Here is a 15,850-nt window from a genome sequence, read left to right as displayed (position 1 = left end):
GTTGGAGGTCCAGAGAGAGACTTTGGGTCGCCCGTCGCGGAGTATCACCCATGGCTACTGCCGTTCAGAAGATCACCCTGTCGTCCTCGCGCGACATTCCCTTCAACAAGCTGGTGCTCAGCCAGTCAAACGTCCGGCGTGTGAAGGCCGGCGTCTCCATCGAGGAGCTGGCTGAGGATATCGCCAGGCGTACTTTGCTCCAGAGCCTCAACGTCCGGCCGGTCCTCGACGCCGAAGGCGCCGAGACCGGCATGTTCGAGATCCCGGCCGGTGGCCGGCGCTACCGTGCGCTGGAGCTGCTCGTGAAGCAGAAGCGCCTCGCCAAGACCGCGCCGGTGCCCTGCGTCGTTCGCGACAGCGGCATCGCCGAGGAAGATTCGCTCGCCGAGAACGTCCAGCGCGCGCCACTGCACCCGCTCGACCAGTTCCGGGCATTTCTGGCTTTGCGCGAGAAGGGGCAGTCCGAGGAGGATATCGCCGCGGCCTTCTTCACGTCGGTCAACGTGGTGAAACAGCGCCTGCGCCTCGCCTCAGTTTCGCCCGCGCTGCTCGACATCTATGCCGACGACGGCATGTCGCTCGAGCAGTTGATGGCCTTCACCGTCACTGCGGATCATGGACGCCAGGAGCAGGTCTGGCAGGCCATCTCCGGCTCTTGGCAGAAGGAGCCCTATCAGATCCGCCGCATGCTGACGGAGAAGACAGTGCGCGCCTCCGACCGTCGCGCCATGTTTGTTGGCCTAGATGCCTACGAGGCGGCTGGCGGTGTGGTGCTGCGCGACCTGTTCCAGTCCGACGACGGCGGTTGGCTTGAGGACGTCGTTCTGCTCGACCGCCTGGTCGCCGAGAAGTTGAAGGCGGAGGCAGAAACGATCGCTGCCGAAGGTTGGAAGTGGATCGAGGTCGCGATCGACTTCCCCTACGGCCACACGCGTGGCTTGCGTGAGCTGGACGGCGTATCCGCCGGCCTCACCGCCGAAGAGCAGGCAACCATCGAGGCGCTCAAGGCCGAATTTGCCAGGCTCGAAGCCGAGCATGACGGCGCGGATGAGCTTCCCGACGAAGTTGACCAGCGACTTGCCGAAATTGAGACGGCTCTCGCCGCCTTTGACGATCGACCCATCAGCTATCAGCTTGCCGACATCGCGCGCGCGGGTGTGTTCGTCGGCATCGACGCCGAAGGCACGCTCCTGGTTGATCGCGGTTACGTCCGGCCTGAGGACGAGCTGCCCGTGGCCGAGCCAGAGCAGGGCAGCGATGGCGAACCCGCTGCCGCGACCCTCGACGGCGCCGAGCCATCAGCGCCGGTCATCCAGCGCGCCGTCATCACCATCGGCGGGCAGGTCGCGGAGGCAGAGGACGAGGATGATGATGCGGTGAAGCCGCTGCCGGACCGCCTGCTGACCGAGCTCACGGCGGAGCGGACGCTGGCGCTGCGCGACAAGCTCGCGATTACGCCTTCGGTCGCCTTCCAGGCGGTGCTGCACAAATTCTGCCTCGACGTCTTCTCCCGCTATTCCTCCTACGGAACGGCGATGGAGATCTCCTTGCGCAACGCCAGCTTCCCGGCGCAGGCGCAGGGCCTAAAGGATAGCCCGGCGGCCAAGGCGATCGACGCGCGCCACAAGACGTGGGAGGGGCGCCTGCCGAAAGACAAGGCCGATCTCTGGGACTGGCTCACCGATCTGACGGGCGACGAGCAGGCGGCGCTCTTTGCGCACTGCGCCTCATTCGGCGTCAACGCGCTCTACGAGAAGGGCGACCGCTACGGCGGCGGCGCCACGCCGCACAGCGTCGAGCAGCGGATCGCTGACGCCGATTGCATCGCCCGGGCCGTCGACCTCGACATGGTGGAGTCCGGTTGGCGCCCGACCGTCGAGAACTATCTCGGCCGCGTCCCGAAGCGCCGCATCCTGGAGGCGGTGAGGGAGGGCGCCGGCGAGCGGGCCGCCCAGCTCATCGACCATCTGAAGAAAGGTGACATGGCCAAAGAGGCCGAACGCCTCCTGGCCGAGAGCGGCTGGCTGCCCGAGCCCCTGCGAATGATCGGCTCCGATCAGGCGGCGACCGTCGACGCCGCGGAGCCCGAGGGCGATGGCGAGGCGCTGCCGGAATTCCTCGCCGACGACGAGGAAACTCCGGCCGATGAAGCGGACGAGCCACACATGATCGCGGCCGAATAACTCGACTACGCGGGGCGGCTTCGGCCGTCCCGCGTCTTTTCACTGCCATTGACACCAAAGCCTGGCGCGAGCCGGGCTTTTGCATTCCGGAGGCTCTCGTGCCCTTCTTCACCATCGAGACGACCTATCATTTGCCGATCTGCCGGCAGCGAACCTACGAAGCCGAAACGCTCGACCAAGCCTGCGATCTCGCGATCGCCGACGAGGGCTGGGATGACAACAAGTCGGACGTCGAAAAGCCCGGCGACACCTTTGTCACACGCGTCTGGGAAGGCAGCGACGCTGCCTATATCGGTCGGCCCCTGCGGTTCTCCTCACGTTTTGACGAGCAGGTCCAGCGCAAGGCCAACCATTTCGAGGTGCTGCTCGGTCTGCTCAAGATCCTTGCTCACGCTCCGGAGGGAGGCTTAGCGGATGTCGAGCTTTGGCGCCGACGAGCAGACCCCGCCATCGCGAAGGCCGAGGCCATTCTCGCGGGCGAAAATGATCCGATCGAGGGAGCTGCGTCGTGACGAAATACATCGTCACTGTCGCCGAAGGCGATGCGGGCTACCTCGCGGAAGCGGTCGCCGTCGCTGATGACGGCCAAGCCGCGCCATCTTGGCAGCTCGGATACGGATGAACGCTCTGTACACGGCGCCGCCATCCGGTGGGGCGCCGTTTCTCATGTCGGGCACGGCCTTGATGCTGAGAGGGAGAGGACGGCCGGGACGGGTTTGAGCCGGTGCGGTCAGAGAGAGCGCCGATCGGCTCGCCCGTTCCCGCTCTCCTTAAGGCTTGCTCCATGAATAACCTTTCCCCGATTGCGGCCGACCAGCTCGCGCCGATCTCGCCTGTTCTCGCTCCCGAGGGCACCAGCGTCATCATCACTGCGGCTGAGCAACTCCTGCCGCATCTCGAACGTGGTCGACGTATCGACGCCGCAATTCTACGTGCCGCCATGGAAGCGGCCTTCGGCGCATCCGATGCGACAGGCGCCTGGGATTGGAAGATGGGCTACGATGCCTGTGAAGCCGCCACCGTTCTGTTCCTGCGCAAATACGGAAAGGCGCTCTTCCGCAAAGCTGATTCTGCGGCTTCACGACTTTCCGCCTTGGACAAGATCGCGAGGCTTCTGCCAACCCACACGCGCCGCTCTGCCGAGAGCGAGATTTTTCAGCAATTCTCGACGCCGATCCCGCTCGGCCTGGCTGCGCTTACCGCGGCCGCCATTACAGCGGCGGATCGCGCGCTCGAGCCGTCGGCAGGCACCGGGCTGCTCGCTATCCTCGCCGAGATCGCCGGCAGCGGGCTCGTGCTGAACGAGCTGGCCGAGAGCCGGGCCATGTTACTCTCTTCCCTCTTTCCGGCCGTTTCCGTCACGCGCTTCGACGCGGCCCAAATCGACGATCACCTCGATCCCACGGTGGTCCCGAGTGTCGTGCTGATGAACCCGCCGTTCTCGGCGACGGCGAACGTTTCCGGCCGCATGGCCGACACGGCGTACCGTCACATCGCCTCCGCCCTGGCGCGTCTTGCCGATGGCGGCCGGCTGGTCACGGTCAACAGCGCAAGCTTCTCACCCGAAGCCTCAACTTGGCGCGACGCCTTCGCCCGATTGCAGGAACTCGGCCGCGTGATGTTCACCGCGGCGATCGCCGGTGCGGTCTATGCCAAGCACGGCACCACGATCGAGACGCGCCTCACCGTTGTCGACAAGGTGCCTGCCGTTGATCCGAACGCGTTTCCGGCGTCGCTGGGAGTGGCGCCCGATGTCGCGACGCTGCTCCACTGGATAGGCGAACACGTTCCACCTCGCCTGAGCGTCGCATCAACCGGCGCGCTTCCCATGTCAGCCTCGCCGGCGCCTCGCACCGTGCGCGGCTATCTCGCCCGGCCGCCCTCGCAGCTCGCCAAGGCGTCAGTTGCCGCCCCCGAAGCGGTTGATCTTGTCTACGAGACGACCGATTGGACGCCGCCCGAGGGCGCGCGCCTCAGCGACGCCATCTACGAGGAATACCGGCTGCAATCGATCCGGATCCCCGGCGCACACGCGCATCCGACCAAGCTGGTGCAGTCGGCAGCGATGGCCTCGGTCGCGCCGCCGAAGCCGAGCTACAGGCCCCGGCTGCCGGCCAACCTCCTCAGCGGCGGCGTCCTCTCAGACGCCCAGCTTGAGACGGTCATCTATGCCGGCGAGGCGCATGGCAACTATCTCGAAGGCGCCTGGACAGTCGATGAGACCTTCGACCTCGTCACGGCCGCCCGCGATGACGCACCGAACGCCGTCCGTTTCCGTCGAGGCTTCATGCTCGGCGACGGGACCGGCGCCGGCAAGGGTCGCCAGTCCGCCGGCATCATTCTCGACAACTGGCTGCAGGGCCGGCGCAAGGCGGTCTGGATCTCGAAGTCCGACAAGCTGCTTGAGGACGCGCAGCGCGACTGGTCGGCGCTCGGCATGGAGCGTCTGCTGGTCACGCCGCTCTCGCGCTTCCCTCAAGGGCGCGAGATCCGCTTGGCCGAAGGCGTCCTATTTTTAACCTACGCTACGCTGCGGTCCGACGACCGCGGCGAGAAGCTTTCGCGCGTCCGGCAGATTGTTCAATGGTTGGGCTCCGACTTCGACGGCGTCATTGTTTTCGACGAGAGCCATGCCATGCAGAATGCCGGTGGCGGCAAGGGCGAGCGGGGCGATGTCGCCCCCTCGCAGCAGGGCCGTGCGGGCTTGCGCCTGCAGCATGCGCTGCCCAATGCCCGCGTCGTCTATGTCTCGGCGACTGGCGCCACCACGGTCCACAATCTCGCCTATGCCCAGCGCCTCGGGCTCTGGGGCGGCGAGGATTTTCCATTCGCCACCCGCGCCGAGTTCGTCGAGGCGATCGAGGAGGGCGGCGTGGCGGCGATGGAGGTACTCTCTCGCGATCTTCGCTCGCTCGGTCTCTATACTGCACGCTCGCTTTCCTATGACGGCGTTGAATACGAGCTGGTCGAGCACCAGCTCACCGACGAGCAGCGGCGCATCTACGACGCCTACGCCGGCGCCTTCAGCGTCATTCACAATCACCTCGACGCGGCAATGCAGGCCGCCAACATCACTGGCGAAACCGGTACGCTCAATCGTCAGGCGAAGTCGGCCGCGCGCTCGGCCTTCGAATCGGCCAAGCAGCGCTTCTTCGGCCATCTGCTCACCAGCATGAAGACGCCGACCCTGGTCCGCTCCATCGAACGGGATCTGGCCGAGGGCCATGCCGCCGTCATCCAGATCGTGTCGACCGGCGAGGCGCTGATGGAGCGGCGGCTCGCCGAAATCCCACCTGCCGAATGGAACGACGTGCGCGTGGAGATCACGCCGCGCGAGTACGTGCTGGACTACCTTGCCCATTCTTTCCCGGTGCAGCTCTATGAGCCCTTCACCGACGCCGACGGCAATCTCTCGTCGCGGCCCGTCTTCCGCGACGGCCAGCCGGTCGAGAGCCGCGAGGCCGTCGCCCGCCGCAATGAGCTGATCGAGCAGCTCGCGTCGCTTCCGCCGGTTCCCGGCGCGCTCGACCAGATCGTGCAGCGTTTCGGCACGGACCTCGTGGCGGAAGTGACCGGTCGTTCCCGGCGCGTGGTGCGCAGGGGGGACCGCCTTGCCGTCGAGAACCGTGCCGCCTCCGCCCAGAGACCGCCGCCTTCATGGATGATGCAAAGCGCGTGCTTGTCTTCTCGGAGGCTGGCGGCACGGGCCGCAGCTATCACGCCGAACTCTCGGTGCGGAATCGCCGGCTTCGCGTCCATTATTTGCTCGAGCCGGGCTGGAAGGCCGATGCCGCGATCCAGGGTCTCGGTCGTACGAACCGCACCAACCAGGCGCAGCCGCCTCTCTTCCGACCGATCGCGACCGACGTCAAGGCGGAGAAGCGCTTCCTTTCGACCATTGCGCGCCGGCTTGACACGCTGGGTGCCATCACCCGCGGCCAGCGCCAGACCGGCGGCCAGGGCCTGTTCCGGCCCGAGGACAATCTTGAGAGCCACTACGCCCGAGATGCGCTGCGCCAGCTCTACCTGCTGCTCGTGCGCGGCAAGGTAGAAGGCTGCTCGCTCCAGATCTTCGAGGACGCCACCGGCTTGAAGCTCGTGGACGAAAACGGCATCAAGGACGAGCTGCCGCCGATCACGACGTTCTTGAACCGCCTGCTCGCGCTCACCATCGACCTGCAAGGTGTACTGTTCACGGCGTTCGAGCAGTTACTGAACGCCAAGGTCGAGGGCGCTATTGCCAGCGGCGTCTACGACATCGGCCTGGAGACACTGCAGGCCGAGAGCTTCGTCGTCACCGATCGGCGCACGATCTACACGCACCCTGCGACTGGCGCGGAAACCCGGCTGCTCACGATCACCGAACACCGGCGCAATCACCCCACGACGCTGGAGCACGCGCTCGATTATCTCGCCGATGCTCGGGCGGTGCTACTGGTCAATGAGCGCTCGGGGCGCGCCGCCGTGCAGATTCCGGCACCGAGCCTTATGCTCGATGACGGCGAGATCGAATGCCGCGTGCGGCTGATCCGCCCCATGGAGCACCATCATGCTTCGATGAAGATGATGGCCGAGAGCCACTGGCAGCCCGCGGATCGCGAGATATTCGCCGCGGCATGGGACGGCGAAGTCGTCGACGTACCCGAGTTCGCCGAGAGTACGCTCCACATCGTCGCCGGCCTGCTGTTGCCGATCTGGAAGCGGTTGCCGAACGAGTCGACGCGCGTCTATCGGCTCCAGACCGATGCCGGCGAGCGCATCATCGGTCGCAGGGTCTCGCCAGCCTGGGCGGCGAACGCTTGCGCGACCGCGGCCTGCAGCTTGACCCCACACGAAGCTTTCTCGGCGCTGATGGAGGGGCGCACCGTCCTCGACCTCGCCGAGGATCTGCAGCTCCGTCGTGTCCGCGTGATGGGCGCCCATCGCATCGAACTGTCCGGCTTCACGGATACGATGCGTGACCGGCTGCGCGCCTACGGCCTCTTCAGCGAGATCATCTCGTGGAAGCTGCGCATGTTCGTGCCAGCAGATGCGACCGGTGCTGCGGTGTTGGCAAAGGTGCTCGACCACTATCCGATCGTGCGCATCGGCGAGCGGGGGGACGCCTGATGGCCCGCGACAACGCCTCCGAACTCGCCCGCCGTCTCGCGCGTGACGCCGAGGCCGTGTGCCGCCATTACCTGTCCAACGGGCGGCGCCAGGGCCGCTACTGGATGGTGGGCGACGTCCGCAATACGCCCGGCCGGTCGATGTTCGTCCGGCTCAGCGGACCGGAATCCGGACCTGGCGCCGCTGGGCATTGGCGAGATGCTGCCTCGGCCGAACATGGCGATCTCCTCGACGTGATCCGCGAGAGCTGCGGATTCGCTAGCTTTCGCGATGTCGCCGATGAGGCACGACGATTTCTGAGCCTGCCGCGTCCAGAACCGGAGCCAGAGGCAAGTCGCCTCCGGCCGAGAAAATCGCCCGCGCCCCTCGGATCGCCAGAGGCGGCGCGGCGACTCTTCGGCATGTCGCAGTCGATTGCGGGCACGCTCGTAGAAACGTATCTCCGCAATCGTGGCATTACGGCTTTGCACGAAACCGGAAGTCTGCGCTTTCACCCCCGTTGCTACTACCGGCCCGACGACCACAGCGCGACCGAGACCTGGCCGGCGATGATCGCCGCCGTCACCGATCTCCGCGGCCACCTGACCGGCGCGCATCGCACTTGGCTTGACCCCGGAGGCTTCAGCGAGACGACGCTCGGCAAGGCGCTGATCGATACGCCGAAACGGGCGATGGGCGACCTGCTTGGTCACGCCGTTCGATTTGGCGACACGGGTGAGGTCATGGCGGCCGGCGAGGGCATTGAGACGATGCTGTCGCTCCGCAGCGTCCTCCCGACCATGCCGATGGTCGCAGCCCTCTCGGCGGCGCACCTCTCCGCCATCCTTCTCCCGGACACGCTGCGCCGGCTCTACATCGCCCGCGATGACGATCCTGCCGGTGACAGTGCCGTGACGACCTTGATCGATCGGGCGCAGGAGGCCGGGATCGAGGCGATCGTGATCTCGCCACGGCTTGGCGACTTCAACGAGGATCTTCGCCTGCTCGGAATTGATGCCCTTCGGGCCGGGAGCCGCGTGCAGATCGCGGCACAGGACGTTGCCCGCTTTATGGAGCTGGCGGCATAGCCGCAACGGGGTTGAGGTGCGACGCAGCCGCTTCGTTATCGCGAGGCCGGTGCTCCTGCTTCCCCTCGGCGCCGAGAGGACCGCCCCACGGCCTTCTGAGAGGGCGATCGGGCGGCAAGCGGCCCGGACCGGCAACCTCGTGGACCGACTATTTTCCGTCGGCGGCGGAGCCGCCTTTACATCGCGAGGCAAAATAGTCGGCCCCCTTCGGTCCTCCGCGAAAGCTCCGGCCCTGCGCTGCGCTGCGGGTGCAAGTCCGTTCCGCCCGCCGCCTTCGTCGCCATGAAGGCCGCGATGGGCGCGGTCGATCCGACCAGGGAAAGCCGCAATGACCACCGACAACGACGAGGACTTCGAGCCGCACCGCAGCTCATCCGCGACCGATCAGGTCCTCCAGGAACTTGAGCTCTATGGCTACCGTCCCTTCCACGATGAGCCCGATCCCCGGCGGCTCCCTGAGGCGCGAGTCCTCGCCGGCAGCATCGTCGACATCTTCGATACCCTCGTGGTGGCGCTGTCCGATACCCGTCTTGAGCCCGACCTCGAGGACCTGCTCTGGTCGACAGTGAATGTCTTCCATCGTGCCATCGACAGGATCGAGCGCGAGCTCGACGACAACGAGCTGGCGCAGCAGCGGTCGCAGCGGGAGCAGGATGGCAGCGAGATCAAATCCGTCGAGCTGGAACGACTGACAGCAGAGGGGCAGACGCTGATCGAGCGACGCAACGCCTTCGAGCTGATGCGCGACCAGGCCGCCGACGAGTTCGAACGCCACACCCATTCTGTCTGGCGACCGCGCAACGGGTCGAAGGTCAACCACGGCAATCTGACCTCCGCGATGATCGACAGCCGCGACTTCCTGGCCGTGAAGAAGCGCGCCGACAATCAGGTGCTCATGCCGCCCGGACCGAAAGTCGCGCTGACCGGTGGTCTCGACTTCAACGATCACCGGCTGATCTGGGCCAAACTTGACCAGGTGCGTGCCAAGCATGCGGACATGGTGTTGCTGCACGGCGGATCGCCCAAGGGCGCCGAGCTGATCGCCGCCAAGTGGGCCGACAATCGCAAGGTTCCGCAGATCGCCTTCAAGCCCGACTGGACCAAGCATGCCAAGGCCGCTCCGTTCAAACGCAACGATGCGATGCTGGAGGCGTTACCGATCGGGGTGATGCATTTCCCGGGCACGGGAATCCAGGACAACCTCGCTGACAAGGCGAGGAAGCTCGGCATACCGGTCTGGAGGTTCGGCGGCGCATAGGCGCCGCTCTCGCCGCAATGCGTAATGACTTGAGAGCGGAAAGGCGGATCGCCGGCTTTCCGCAAACCCACTTTTCAGTCCGGCTCACCCGTTACGACGATGCGCGCCGCACGGGCATAGTGCGCCAACTCCGCATCGTTCTCGATCAGATCGTCGAGCAGCGCCTTCATGTCGCTCTGGTCAGACACCGATTGAAGCGGCCCCGGCTGCCGCTCGATCGCCAGCACCGCAATGGCAAGCGCCTTCTTCATCAGATGCAGGTCGCGTCCCGTGAATTCCGCCATGGCGCCTCACTCCATCATGCCAAGTCGTAATACGCCTTAGCCGATCGGCCAACAGCTGGAGAGGGCGACGATATGCGCCGTTGCTGCAGGTTCAGAGGCACGTCTCCTGCCGGCGGGCGCCACCCCGCGTCTATCGGCGCTGATCCTTGGTCGGACCGAGAGGCCTGACGCCATCAACCCACATATGTGGAACGGCCCGCGAGGCAAGAGCTTTTTCAGTCGATTTCACACATTGGAACGGTGCGGTCATATGTCCGGCCTTTGCGCGCGGCACAATAAGGCCGCTGGCCTCGATGAGATCCGCGGAACGAGGAGCTAAATCAAGTTTACGCGCTTGAGCGCATTGGGGGCAGTAGCTTCACTCGTTTCGGGATTTCGTCCCATGGGTTCATCGCCTGTTGTTGCACCTCGCCCTCTGCCGGCCTGCGCCGGTCAGATCGTTTTGGCGGTCACTGCGTCACCGCGGCAATCGCCAATGGGTCGGGACGCCGATAAATTCCGCCCTTGTTCAGGAGCGCCCAGATGATCCGCGCCGTCTTATTGGCCTGCGCGACGGCGGCAACCTTGAAGGGGCGTCTGGCGAGAAGCGCCTTCAGCCACGGCCGCGCCCGAACGTCGTTTCGGACAAGCCGCAAGACGGCCGTTGCCCCGACAACGAGGAGAGAGCGGAGTTCTGGATTTCCCATCTTCGATATTCGTCCCAACCGCTCTTTGCCTCCGCTTGAATGAGGCCGCGGCGTCAATCCCAGCCAGGCGGCAAAGTGGCGAGCCGACTTGAACCCGCCGGGATCCGGCACAAGCGCTTTGATGGTCGCCGCCGTAATGGCGCCGACGCCAGGGATCGTGGTCAACCGACGCATGTCCTCGTCGTGCTTGGCCTCCGCGACGATTGCGCGCTCGAGCCTCTCGATCTGGTCGGCTGAAGCTTCAATCTCGTCGGCAATAGCCATCAGCGCGAAGCGCGCTGCTGCGGGCAGGCGTGCATCTGTCTCATCCCGTATGATTGCGACCAGCGCCTCAACCTTTGCCAGGCCGGCGGTGGCGATGATCCCCAATTCTGCCAGATGCGCGCGCAACGCGTTGACCGACTGCGTTCGCTGCCGCACTAGAAGAGCGCGGGTCTTCAGCACCATCGCGGCAGCCTGTTGCTCAGCCGTCTTAATCGGCACGAAGCGCATGGTCTTTCGGGTCACCGCTTCGCTGATGGCCTCAGCGTCCGCCGCATCCGTCTTGCCACGCTTGACGAAGGGTTTGACATAAGCCGGCGGAATGAGCCGGACCTCATGACCGAGAGCTGCGATCTCGCGCGCCCAATAGTGGGCGCTACCGCATGCTTCCATCCCCACCAGGCATGCTGGCAGCTTCTCAAAGAAACGCAGAACTTCGCTGCGCCGTAGCTTCCGGTTGAACACGGGTGAGCCCTCGGCATCCGCCCCGTGAACCTGGAAAACGTGCTTGGCCAGATCCAGCCCGATGGTGATAACCTGTTTCACGGAACGGTCCCTCCTTTGTGGCGTTCGAACAACGACCACGTTCTAGCACTTTGATGCTGTTGGAGCGGGCCGTTCCACCACATCAAGGGGTCGGCTTACGCGTGAGCGTGCCGCCTCTCCGTCTTCGTCTGCGCGGTGATTGCGGCCCTCGGCCCGACACATCGGGCGCCTGTCGCGCGGGGATGGTCCCCGCCTCAGCACAGGAGCCGGATCAATGTCTCAAGCCCTCGCATTCGCTAACGGCTGGAATCTCGCCACCACTCTCATGGTCTGTGTCGTCGTCTTCCAGTCTGGCACAGGCGCCTACGGCGTCATGCCGTCCGGTGAGTACGATGGCGATCCCGCCGCCATCGTTCACGAATTCGATCCCTTCCAACCATGAAGGTGCATCGCTACGCGAGTTGGACTGGGCAAGGCCAGCGGGATTATCGCTCCCGCTGGCGCTTGTCTGCAGCTATACTCATTCTCGCGCCGCGGTGGTGGTGGAAGGCGCGACCGTCAGACCTTTATCTCACGGAGCCCACCACCATGACCATCTTCGGACCACTGCTCGTTATCGGCTTCTTCGGCTGGCTGCTCTTCACGCTTGCCATCTTCGTACTGCCATTCTTCGCCGGCGTGATGATCGGCATGTGGGCCTTCCACACGGGGGCTGGCGTGCTCGGCGGCATCGCGGTGGCTCTCGTAGCGGGCGGCGCAACCTTCGGCATCGGCCAACTCGCGGTCGCCTTCGTGACATGCATCTGGCTCCGGCTCCCGATCATCCTCCTCTATGTCGCGCCCGCCACCTTCGCCGGTTACAGCGCGGCGCACGGAATCGCCCAGATTGCGATGCCGTCACCCGCCTGGCAGTCGATTTTCGGGGTCGTCGGGGCCATTGCCGTCAGCGTCGCGGCCCTTGTCCGCCTCACCGGAATGGCCGCAGGTGGACCAGCCAAACAGCGCTTGGCGCGCGGCTGATATCGGTTCGACGGTGGGTTCCCTCCAGGCATTCAGACTGGCACCAAGCCTTCATCATCGAGCCTGCGCTAAGCGCCGCTTTAGACCTCGGTGAAATTAAATCAACGGCGACACAGCGCCGTCGTCGGGAAAGCGCAGAGAAGGCTCTATGCTGAAATCACATCGGTCGGGTCTGCACGCGTCCCGCGCGCACTCAGCTCATCAGGGCCACTCTCAGGCAATGTGGCTCATGTCGGTATCGAGACCAATGTCAGTAACTTGACGCTACACGCCGCTACGAAGTGCCTGCTTAGCCTGCGAATTCACTTCGGCACGCGACTTGCTCTCTTTGCGACATCATCACCAATCGCAGTGCGATGGTCTTCGGGCGGACGCGGCACGCGTCGCCGTTAGCGTCTGGTCCGCCCCGGACGGTTTGCTGCGGCGATAACTTAAGGCGCTCGGTCGTGGACCGAGAAAATGCTGGGAAGTGTTGGATGCGATCTGGAGTTCTTCTTTTGGGAGCTACGACGATTGCGCTCGTCGCATGCGGCGCGGCCAACGCGGCAGACCTTGAGCCAGAAGAGAAACTGCCACCGGCGGTGTGGAACTGGTCCGGAGGCTATATTGGCGGGCACGTCGGCGGTGGTTACGGCCGGACGTCCTTCAGTAATTCCTACGGCCCCTCAATCTATGGCGGTGTCGTCGATACCCCCGTGTTCCTGGCAGGTGGCCAGATCGGCTACAATTGGCAGAAGAATAGCTGGGTGTTTGGCCTCGAATTGGATGCCAGCGGTGCTGCCTCCGACGGCACAAATACCTGCCTCGCTGCCTCCGGCTTTGTGGTAAGCGCAAACTGCAAGGCAGGTCCCAACGTCTTTGCCACTGCGACCGGCCGCGTCGGTTACGCGTTTGGCGCTCTGGGCCACACGCTGGCTTATCTCAAGGGAGGCGTGGCTTGGCAAAACAATCGGGGCGACGTCCTCAATAACAACGAGTTCTTTGGCCGTTGGCCACAGCACAAAACCCATTTCGACTATGGTCGTGTCGGTGGCATCATCGGGCTTGGCGTCGAGCAAGCGCTTACGCCTGCATGGTCCGTCAATGTTGAGTATGACTATCTACATTTCGGCGGGCAGAGGATCGACACACCTCCGACCGTGCAGTTTCCACCGTTTGCGATTCTACCGGCAAACACAATGAGGCCCTCCAGCAGTTATCACGTCGGAAAGATCGGGTTGAATTACCATTTCGGCGCCGACCCTTGGACGGCGCAATGGGGCGACGCGCCGCTGTACGCGAAAGCACCCGCCGGCGCGCCCCCGGTTGCTTACCCGCCCGGTTGGTCGTTTGAAGGCGGATCGCGGCTCTGGCTCAGCCGCGGAAGATTCCAATGGGACCACAGCGCAGTGCGCGATCCCAATCCTCAAGATCCAAGCATTCTTTTGTCAAGGCTCACATATCACGGACTGGACGGACTTTCCGGGGAATTATTCGGCCGTCTTGACAGCCCGTGGGGAGTGTTCCTGAAGAGCAATGTCGGTACCGGGCGCTTCAACAAGGGAAACATAAACAATGAAGATTGGGGTCAAGCTTCAGGGCCAGTTTCCGGCGGTGACAATTTCGTTCAACCCGGTTTGTCGTATATCAACAACGTGTCAGGCCAAGCAAACGGAAGGTTCACGTATTACACGGCGGACCTAGGTTACGATTTCCTGCGCGGCGGCACCTACAAGGTCGGGGGATTCCTGGGTTGGACCTATTACGCCCAGAGCTCCGACACGATCGGCTGCATGCAGATTGCCAACCCCATGTCTCCATGCTCGGCGTCCGCTGATCAAATCATTGGCAGCCAGGATACTCAATGGAATGCACCTCGTATCGGCCTAAGCGCCGAAACCATGCTTACCGAGCGTTGGCGTTTGAGCTCGGATGTCGCTTACCTGCCTTGGACCGATTTCAAGGGGCGTGACCATCATCTCTTGCGTGATGAGACCACCTTCGTTGAACAACGGGGCGATGGTGGTGGCGGCGTCCAGGTTGAAGGCGTCTTGTCCTACTTCATCACCAGGAACTTCAGCGTCGGCGTCGGTGGCCGCTATTGGGCGACGTGGACCAACAGGCGGAGCGACTCTTTGTGCCGCGGCAGCAGCCGCTGCGTAGAAGCGCCACCCAAATTTGCGAAGTACAGCATGGAGCGCTGGGGCATATTCTTTCAGACGTCTTATAGCTTCGATTGAAACGATCACACCTGCAGCCAAGCTCCACGCCTCTTGGACGCAATCCTGCTTTGGCAATGACGATCAACATCGGCCTAATTTTGGCGCCCACGTCGTTTGCAAGCGGCCAACATGGTCGCCGATAGCGAAAGAAATCATGCGCATCCACACCAGTGCACAGTGTGCGTCTGCCAATGACATCGCGCGAGCGAGGTCATCATATTGCGCGGGGTACTCGGGATCGAGCCGGTAGATCAGCACGGCCTAGCGCTGATGGTGCGAGCGCGGAAACAGAGATCAAGGAAGACACTGTGGCGACCATCAACACCTTCCGGAAGACCGGCAACAACGAGTTGACCGGTCCGATCCGCTCGCTCGCCTTCCTCAAGGCACGGCTGGTCCGCATCGGGAACCCTCGGACAAGGGACCTAACAAGGGTGCCGGCCTTGCGCCCCTGCCTCTAGCCGTTCAGCGCATCCTTGAGAGCCTTGGCCGGCGCGAACGTCAGTTTCCTCGACGCCGCGATCTTGATCGCCGCGCCAGTCGAGGGATCGCGGCCTTCGCGCTCCGGGGTGTGCTTCACCTTGAACTTGCCGAAGCCCGGCACATTGGTTTCACCGTCGCCCGCTGCTGCATCGGCGATAGACTTGAAGACACCGTCCACGATGGCCTTGGCTTGCGCCTTTGGCAGATTGTACGCCTTGGCGATCTCGTCGGCGATTTCAGCGGCAGTGGTCATGGTGTGGCGTTCCTCGGGGACGTCGATTGCAATCGGCTGCGCGCAGCCTCGGCGCTCTCAGCATAGAGGAGCGCGCATCGCAGCCACGTCAAGACGCGGCCTGGCCGCTTGCGCGAATTATCCCAAAAATTCGGCTTAGGTCGGCAGCTTTCGCGAACGGGTCTGGCGCGCAAGCCGGCGATTGGCTGCATTCTTCTTGGTGATGGCCGGAGCGAGCTCGTCATAATTGGCGAGGCTCTTTTGTAGCGCGCGCTTGGCATCGGCGGGTTCGATCTCAACGGCCAACCCAAAATGTCTTACTTTCGAACTCCCTGAAAACAAAAAACCCCGGCATGAAAGCCGGGGCCCCGTGATGCCACGGCGTACATCCGGCCGCGACGATCAGGCGACAGATTGCATTTGGTTCTTGAAGAAAATGTGACTTCGCGGCCGTCGCTCTTGAATGTCGCGCCAATCAATCGCGATCACACACTGTTCCATCCGCGCGTTCACCCTTCTCCGGTATAAGATATCCGTGTCACAAAGGGAATTCGTGAGGTACGCCGGGCCCGCCACCGAA

11 protein-coding genes and 1 pseudogene are annotated in these 15,850 nt (G+C 63.9%); 8 read left to right on the top strand and 4 right to left on the bottom strand.

Annotated elements, in window-relative coordinates; all coding sequences use genetic code 11:
• The first annotated feature begins 50 nt into the window (after positions 1-50).
• The 5 genes and pseudogenes from ABIA42_RS30735 to ABIA42_RS30715 all read left to right on the top strand — a co-directional run bounded on the left by ABIA42_RS30735 (position 51) and on the right by ABIA42_RS30715 (position 9,617).
• Positions 51-2,183 carry a ParB/RepB/Spo0J family partition protein gene (locus ABIA42_RS30735; protein WP_370143703.1) on the top strand — a complete coding sequence of 711 codons (2,133 nt, stop codon included), beginning with the start codon at positions 51-53 and terminating at the stop codon, positions 2,181-2,183.
• 98 nt (positions 2,184-2,281) lie between these two features.
• Positions 2,282-2,695, top strand: coding sequence for a hypothetical protein (locus tag ABIA42_RS30730; RefSeq protein WP_370118113.1), 414 nt, complete (start codon positions 2,282-2,284; stop codon positions 2,693-2,695).
• Positions 2,696-2,967: 272 nt separating this feature from the next.
• Positions 2,968-7,292, top strand: a pseudogene (locus tag ABIA42_RS30725) (strawberry notch-like NTP hydrolase domain-containing protein).
• On the top strand, positions 7,292-8,359 hold the full coding sequence (locus ABIA42_RS30720) for a toprim domain-containing protein (RefSeq protein ID WP_370118116.1): 1,068 nt from the start codon (positions 7,292-7,294) through the stop codon (positions 8,357-8,359). The pseudogene ABIA42_RS30725 and the gene ABIA42_RS30720 overlap by 1 nt, the downstream one beginning before the upstream one ends.
• Before the next feature lie 328 nt (positions 8,360-8,687).
• Positions 8,688-9,617, top strand: coding sequence for a DUF2493 domain-containing protein (locus ABIA42_RS30715; protein ID WP_370118119.1), 930 nt, complete (start codon positions 8,688-8,690; stop codon positions 9,615-9,617).
• 74 nt (positions 9,618-9,691) lie between these two features.
• Here the strand turns inward: ABIA42_RS30715 and ABIA42_RS30710 are convergent, their stop codons facing one another.
• Complete coding sequence (locus ABIA42_RS30710; protein WP_370118122.1) at positions 9,692-9,901, bottom strand: hypothetical protein; 210 nt, start codon at positions 9,899-9,901, stop codon at positions 9,692-9,694.
• A 449-nt stretch (positions 9,902-10,350) separates the two neighbouring features.
• Complete coding sequence (locus tag ABIA42_RS30705) at positions 10,351-11,394, bottom strand: IS110 family transposase (RefSeq protein ID WP_018273859.1); 1,044 nt, start codon at positions 11,392-11,394, stop codon at positions 10,351-10,353.
• A 214-nt stretch (positions 11,395-11,608) separates the two neighbouring features.
• Between ABIA42_RS30705 and ABIA42_RS30700 the strand changes: the two genes are divergently transcribed.
• From ABIA42_RS30700 to ABIA42_RS30690, 3 genes are all read left to right on the top strand, one after another.
• Positions 11,609-11,776: a hypothetical protein gene (locus tag ABIA42_RS30700; RefSeq protein ID WP_018268905.1), complete on the top strand. Its 168-nt coding sequence runs from the start codon at positions 11,609-11,611 to the stop codon at positions 11,774-11,776.
• 146 nt (positions 11,777-11,922) lie between these two features.
• On the top strand, positions 11,923-12,354 hold the full coding sequence (locus tag ABIA42_RS30695) for a hypothetical protein (RefSeq protein WP_370118124.1): 432 nt from the start codon (positions 11,923-11,925) through the stop codon (positions 12,352-12,354).
• A 476-nt stretch (positions 12,355-12,830) separates the two neighbouring features.
• Positions 12,831-14,573, top strand: coding sequence for an outer membrane protein (locus ABIA42_RS30690; RefSeq protein WP_370118126.1), 1,743 nt, complete (start codon positions 12,831-12,833; stop codon positions 14,571-14,573).
• 439 nt (positions 14,574-15,012) lie between these two features.
• On the opposite strand, the gene ABIA42_RS30685 is transcribed toward ABIA42_RS30690, so the two are convergent.
• Together ABIA42_RS30685 and ABIA42_RS30680 are read right to left on the bottom strand one after the other, a co-directional pair.
• Positions 15,013-15,291, bottom strand: a complete 279-nt coding sequence (locus tag ABIA42_RS30685) for an HU family DNA-binding protein (protein ID WP_370118129.1) — start codon at positions 15,289-15,291, stop codon at positions 15,013-15,015.
• Between the two features lie 135 nt (positions 15,292-15,426).
• Positions 15,427-15,576 carry a hypothetical protein gene (locus ABIA42_RS30680; protein ID WP_370118131.1) on the bottom strand — a complete coding sequence of 50 codons (150 nt, stop codon included), beginning with the start codon at positions 15,574-15,576 and terminating at the stop codon, positions 15,427-15,429.
• Positions 15,577-15,850 lie beyond the last annotated feature (274 nt).

Source organism: Bradyrhizobium sp. USDA 327, assembly GCF_041262065.1.
Taxonomy (GTDB): Bacteria; Pseudomonadota; Alphaproteobacteria; order Rhizobiales; family Xanthobacteraceae; genus Bradyrhizobium; species Bradyrhizobium liaoningense.
The sequence above is the reverse complement of the archived record's forward strand: the minus strand, read 5'-3'. Positions and strand labels throughout refer to the sequence as shown.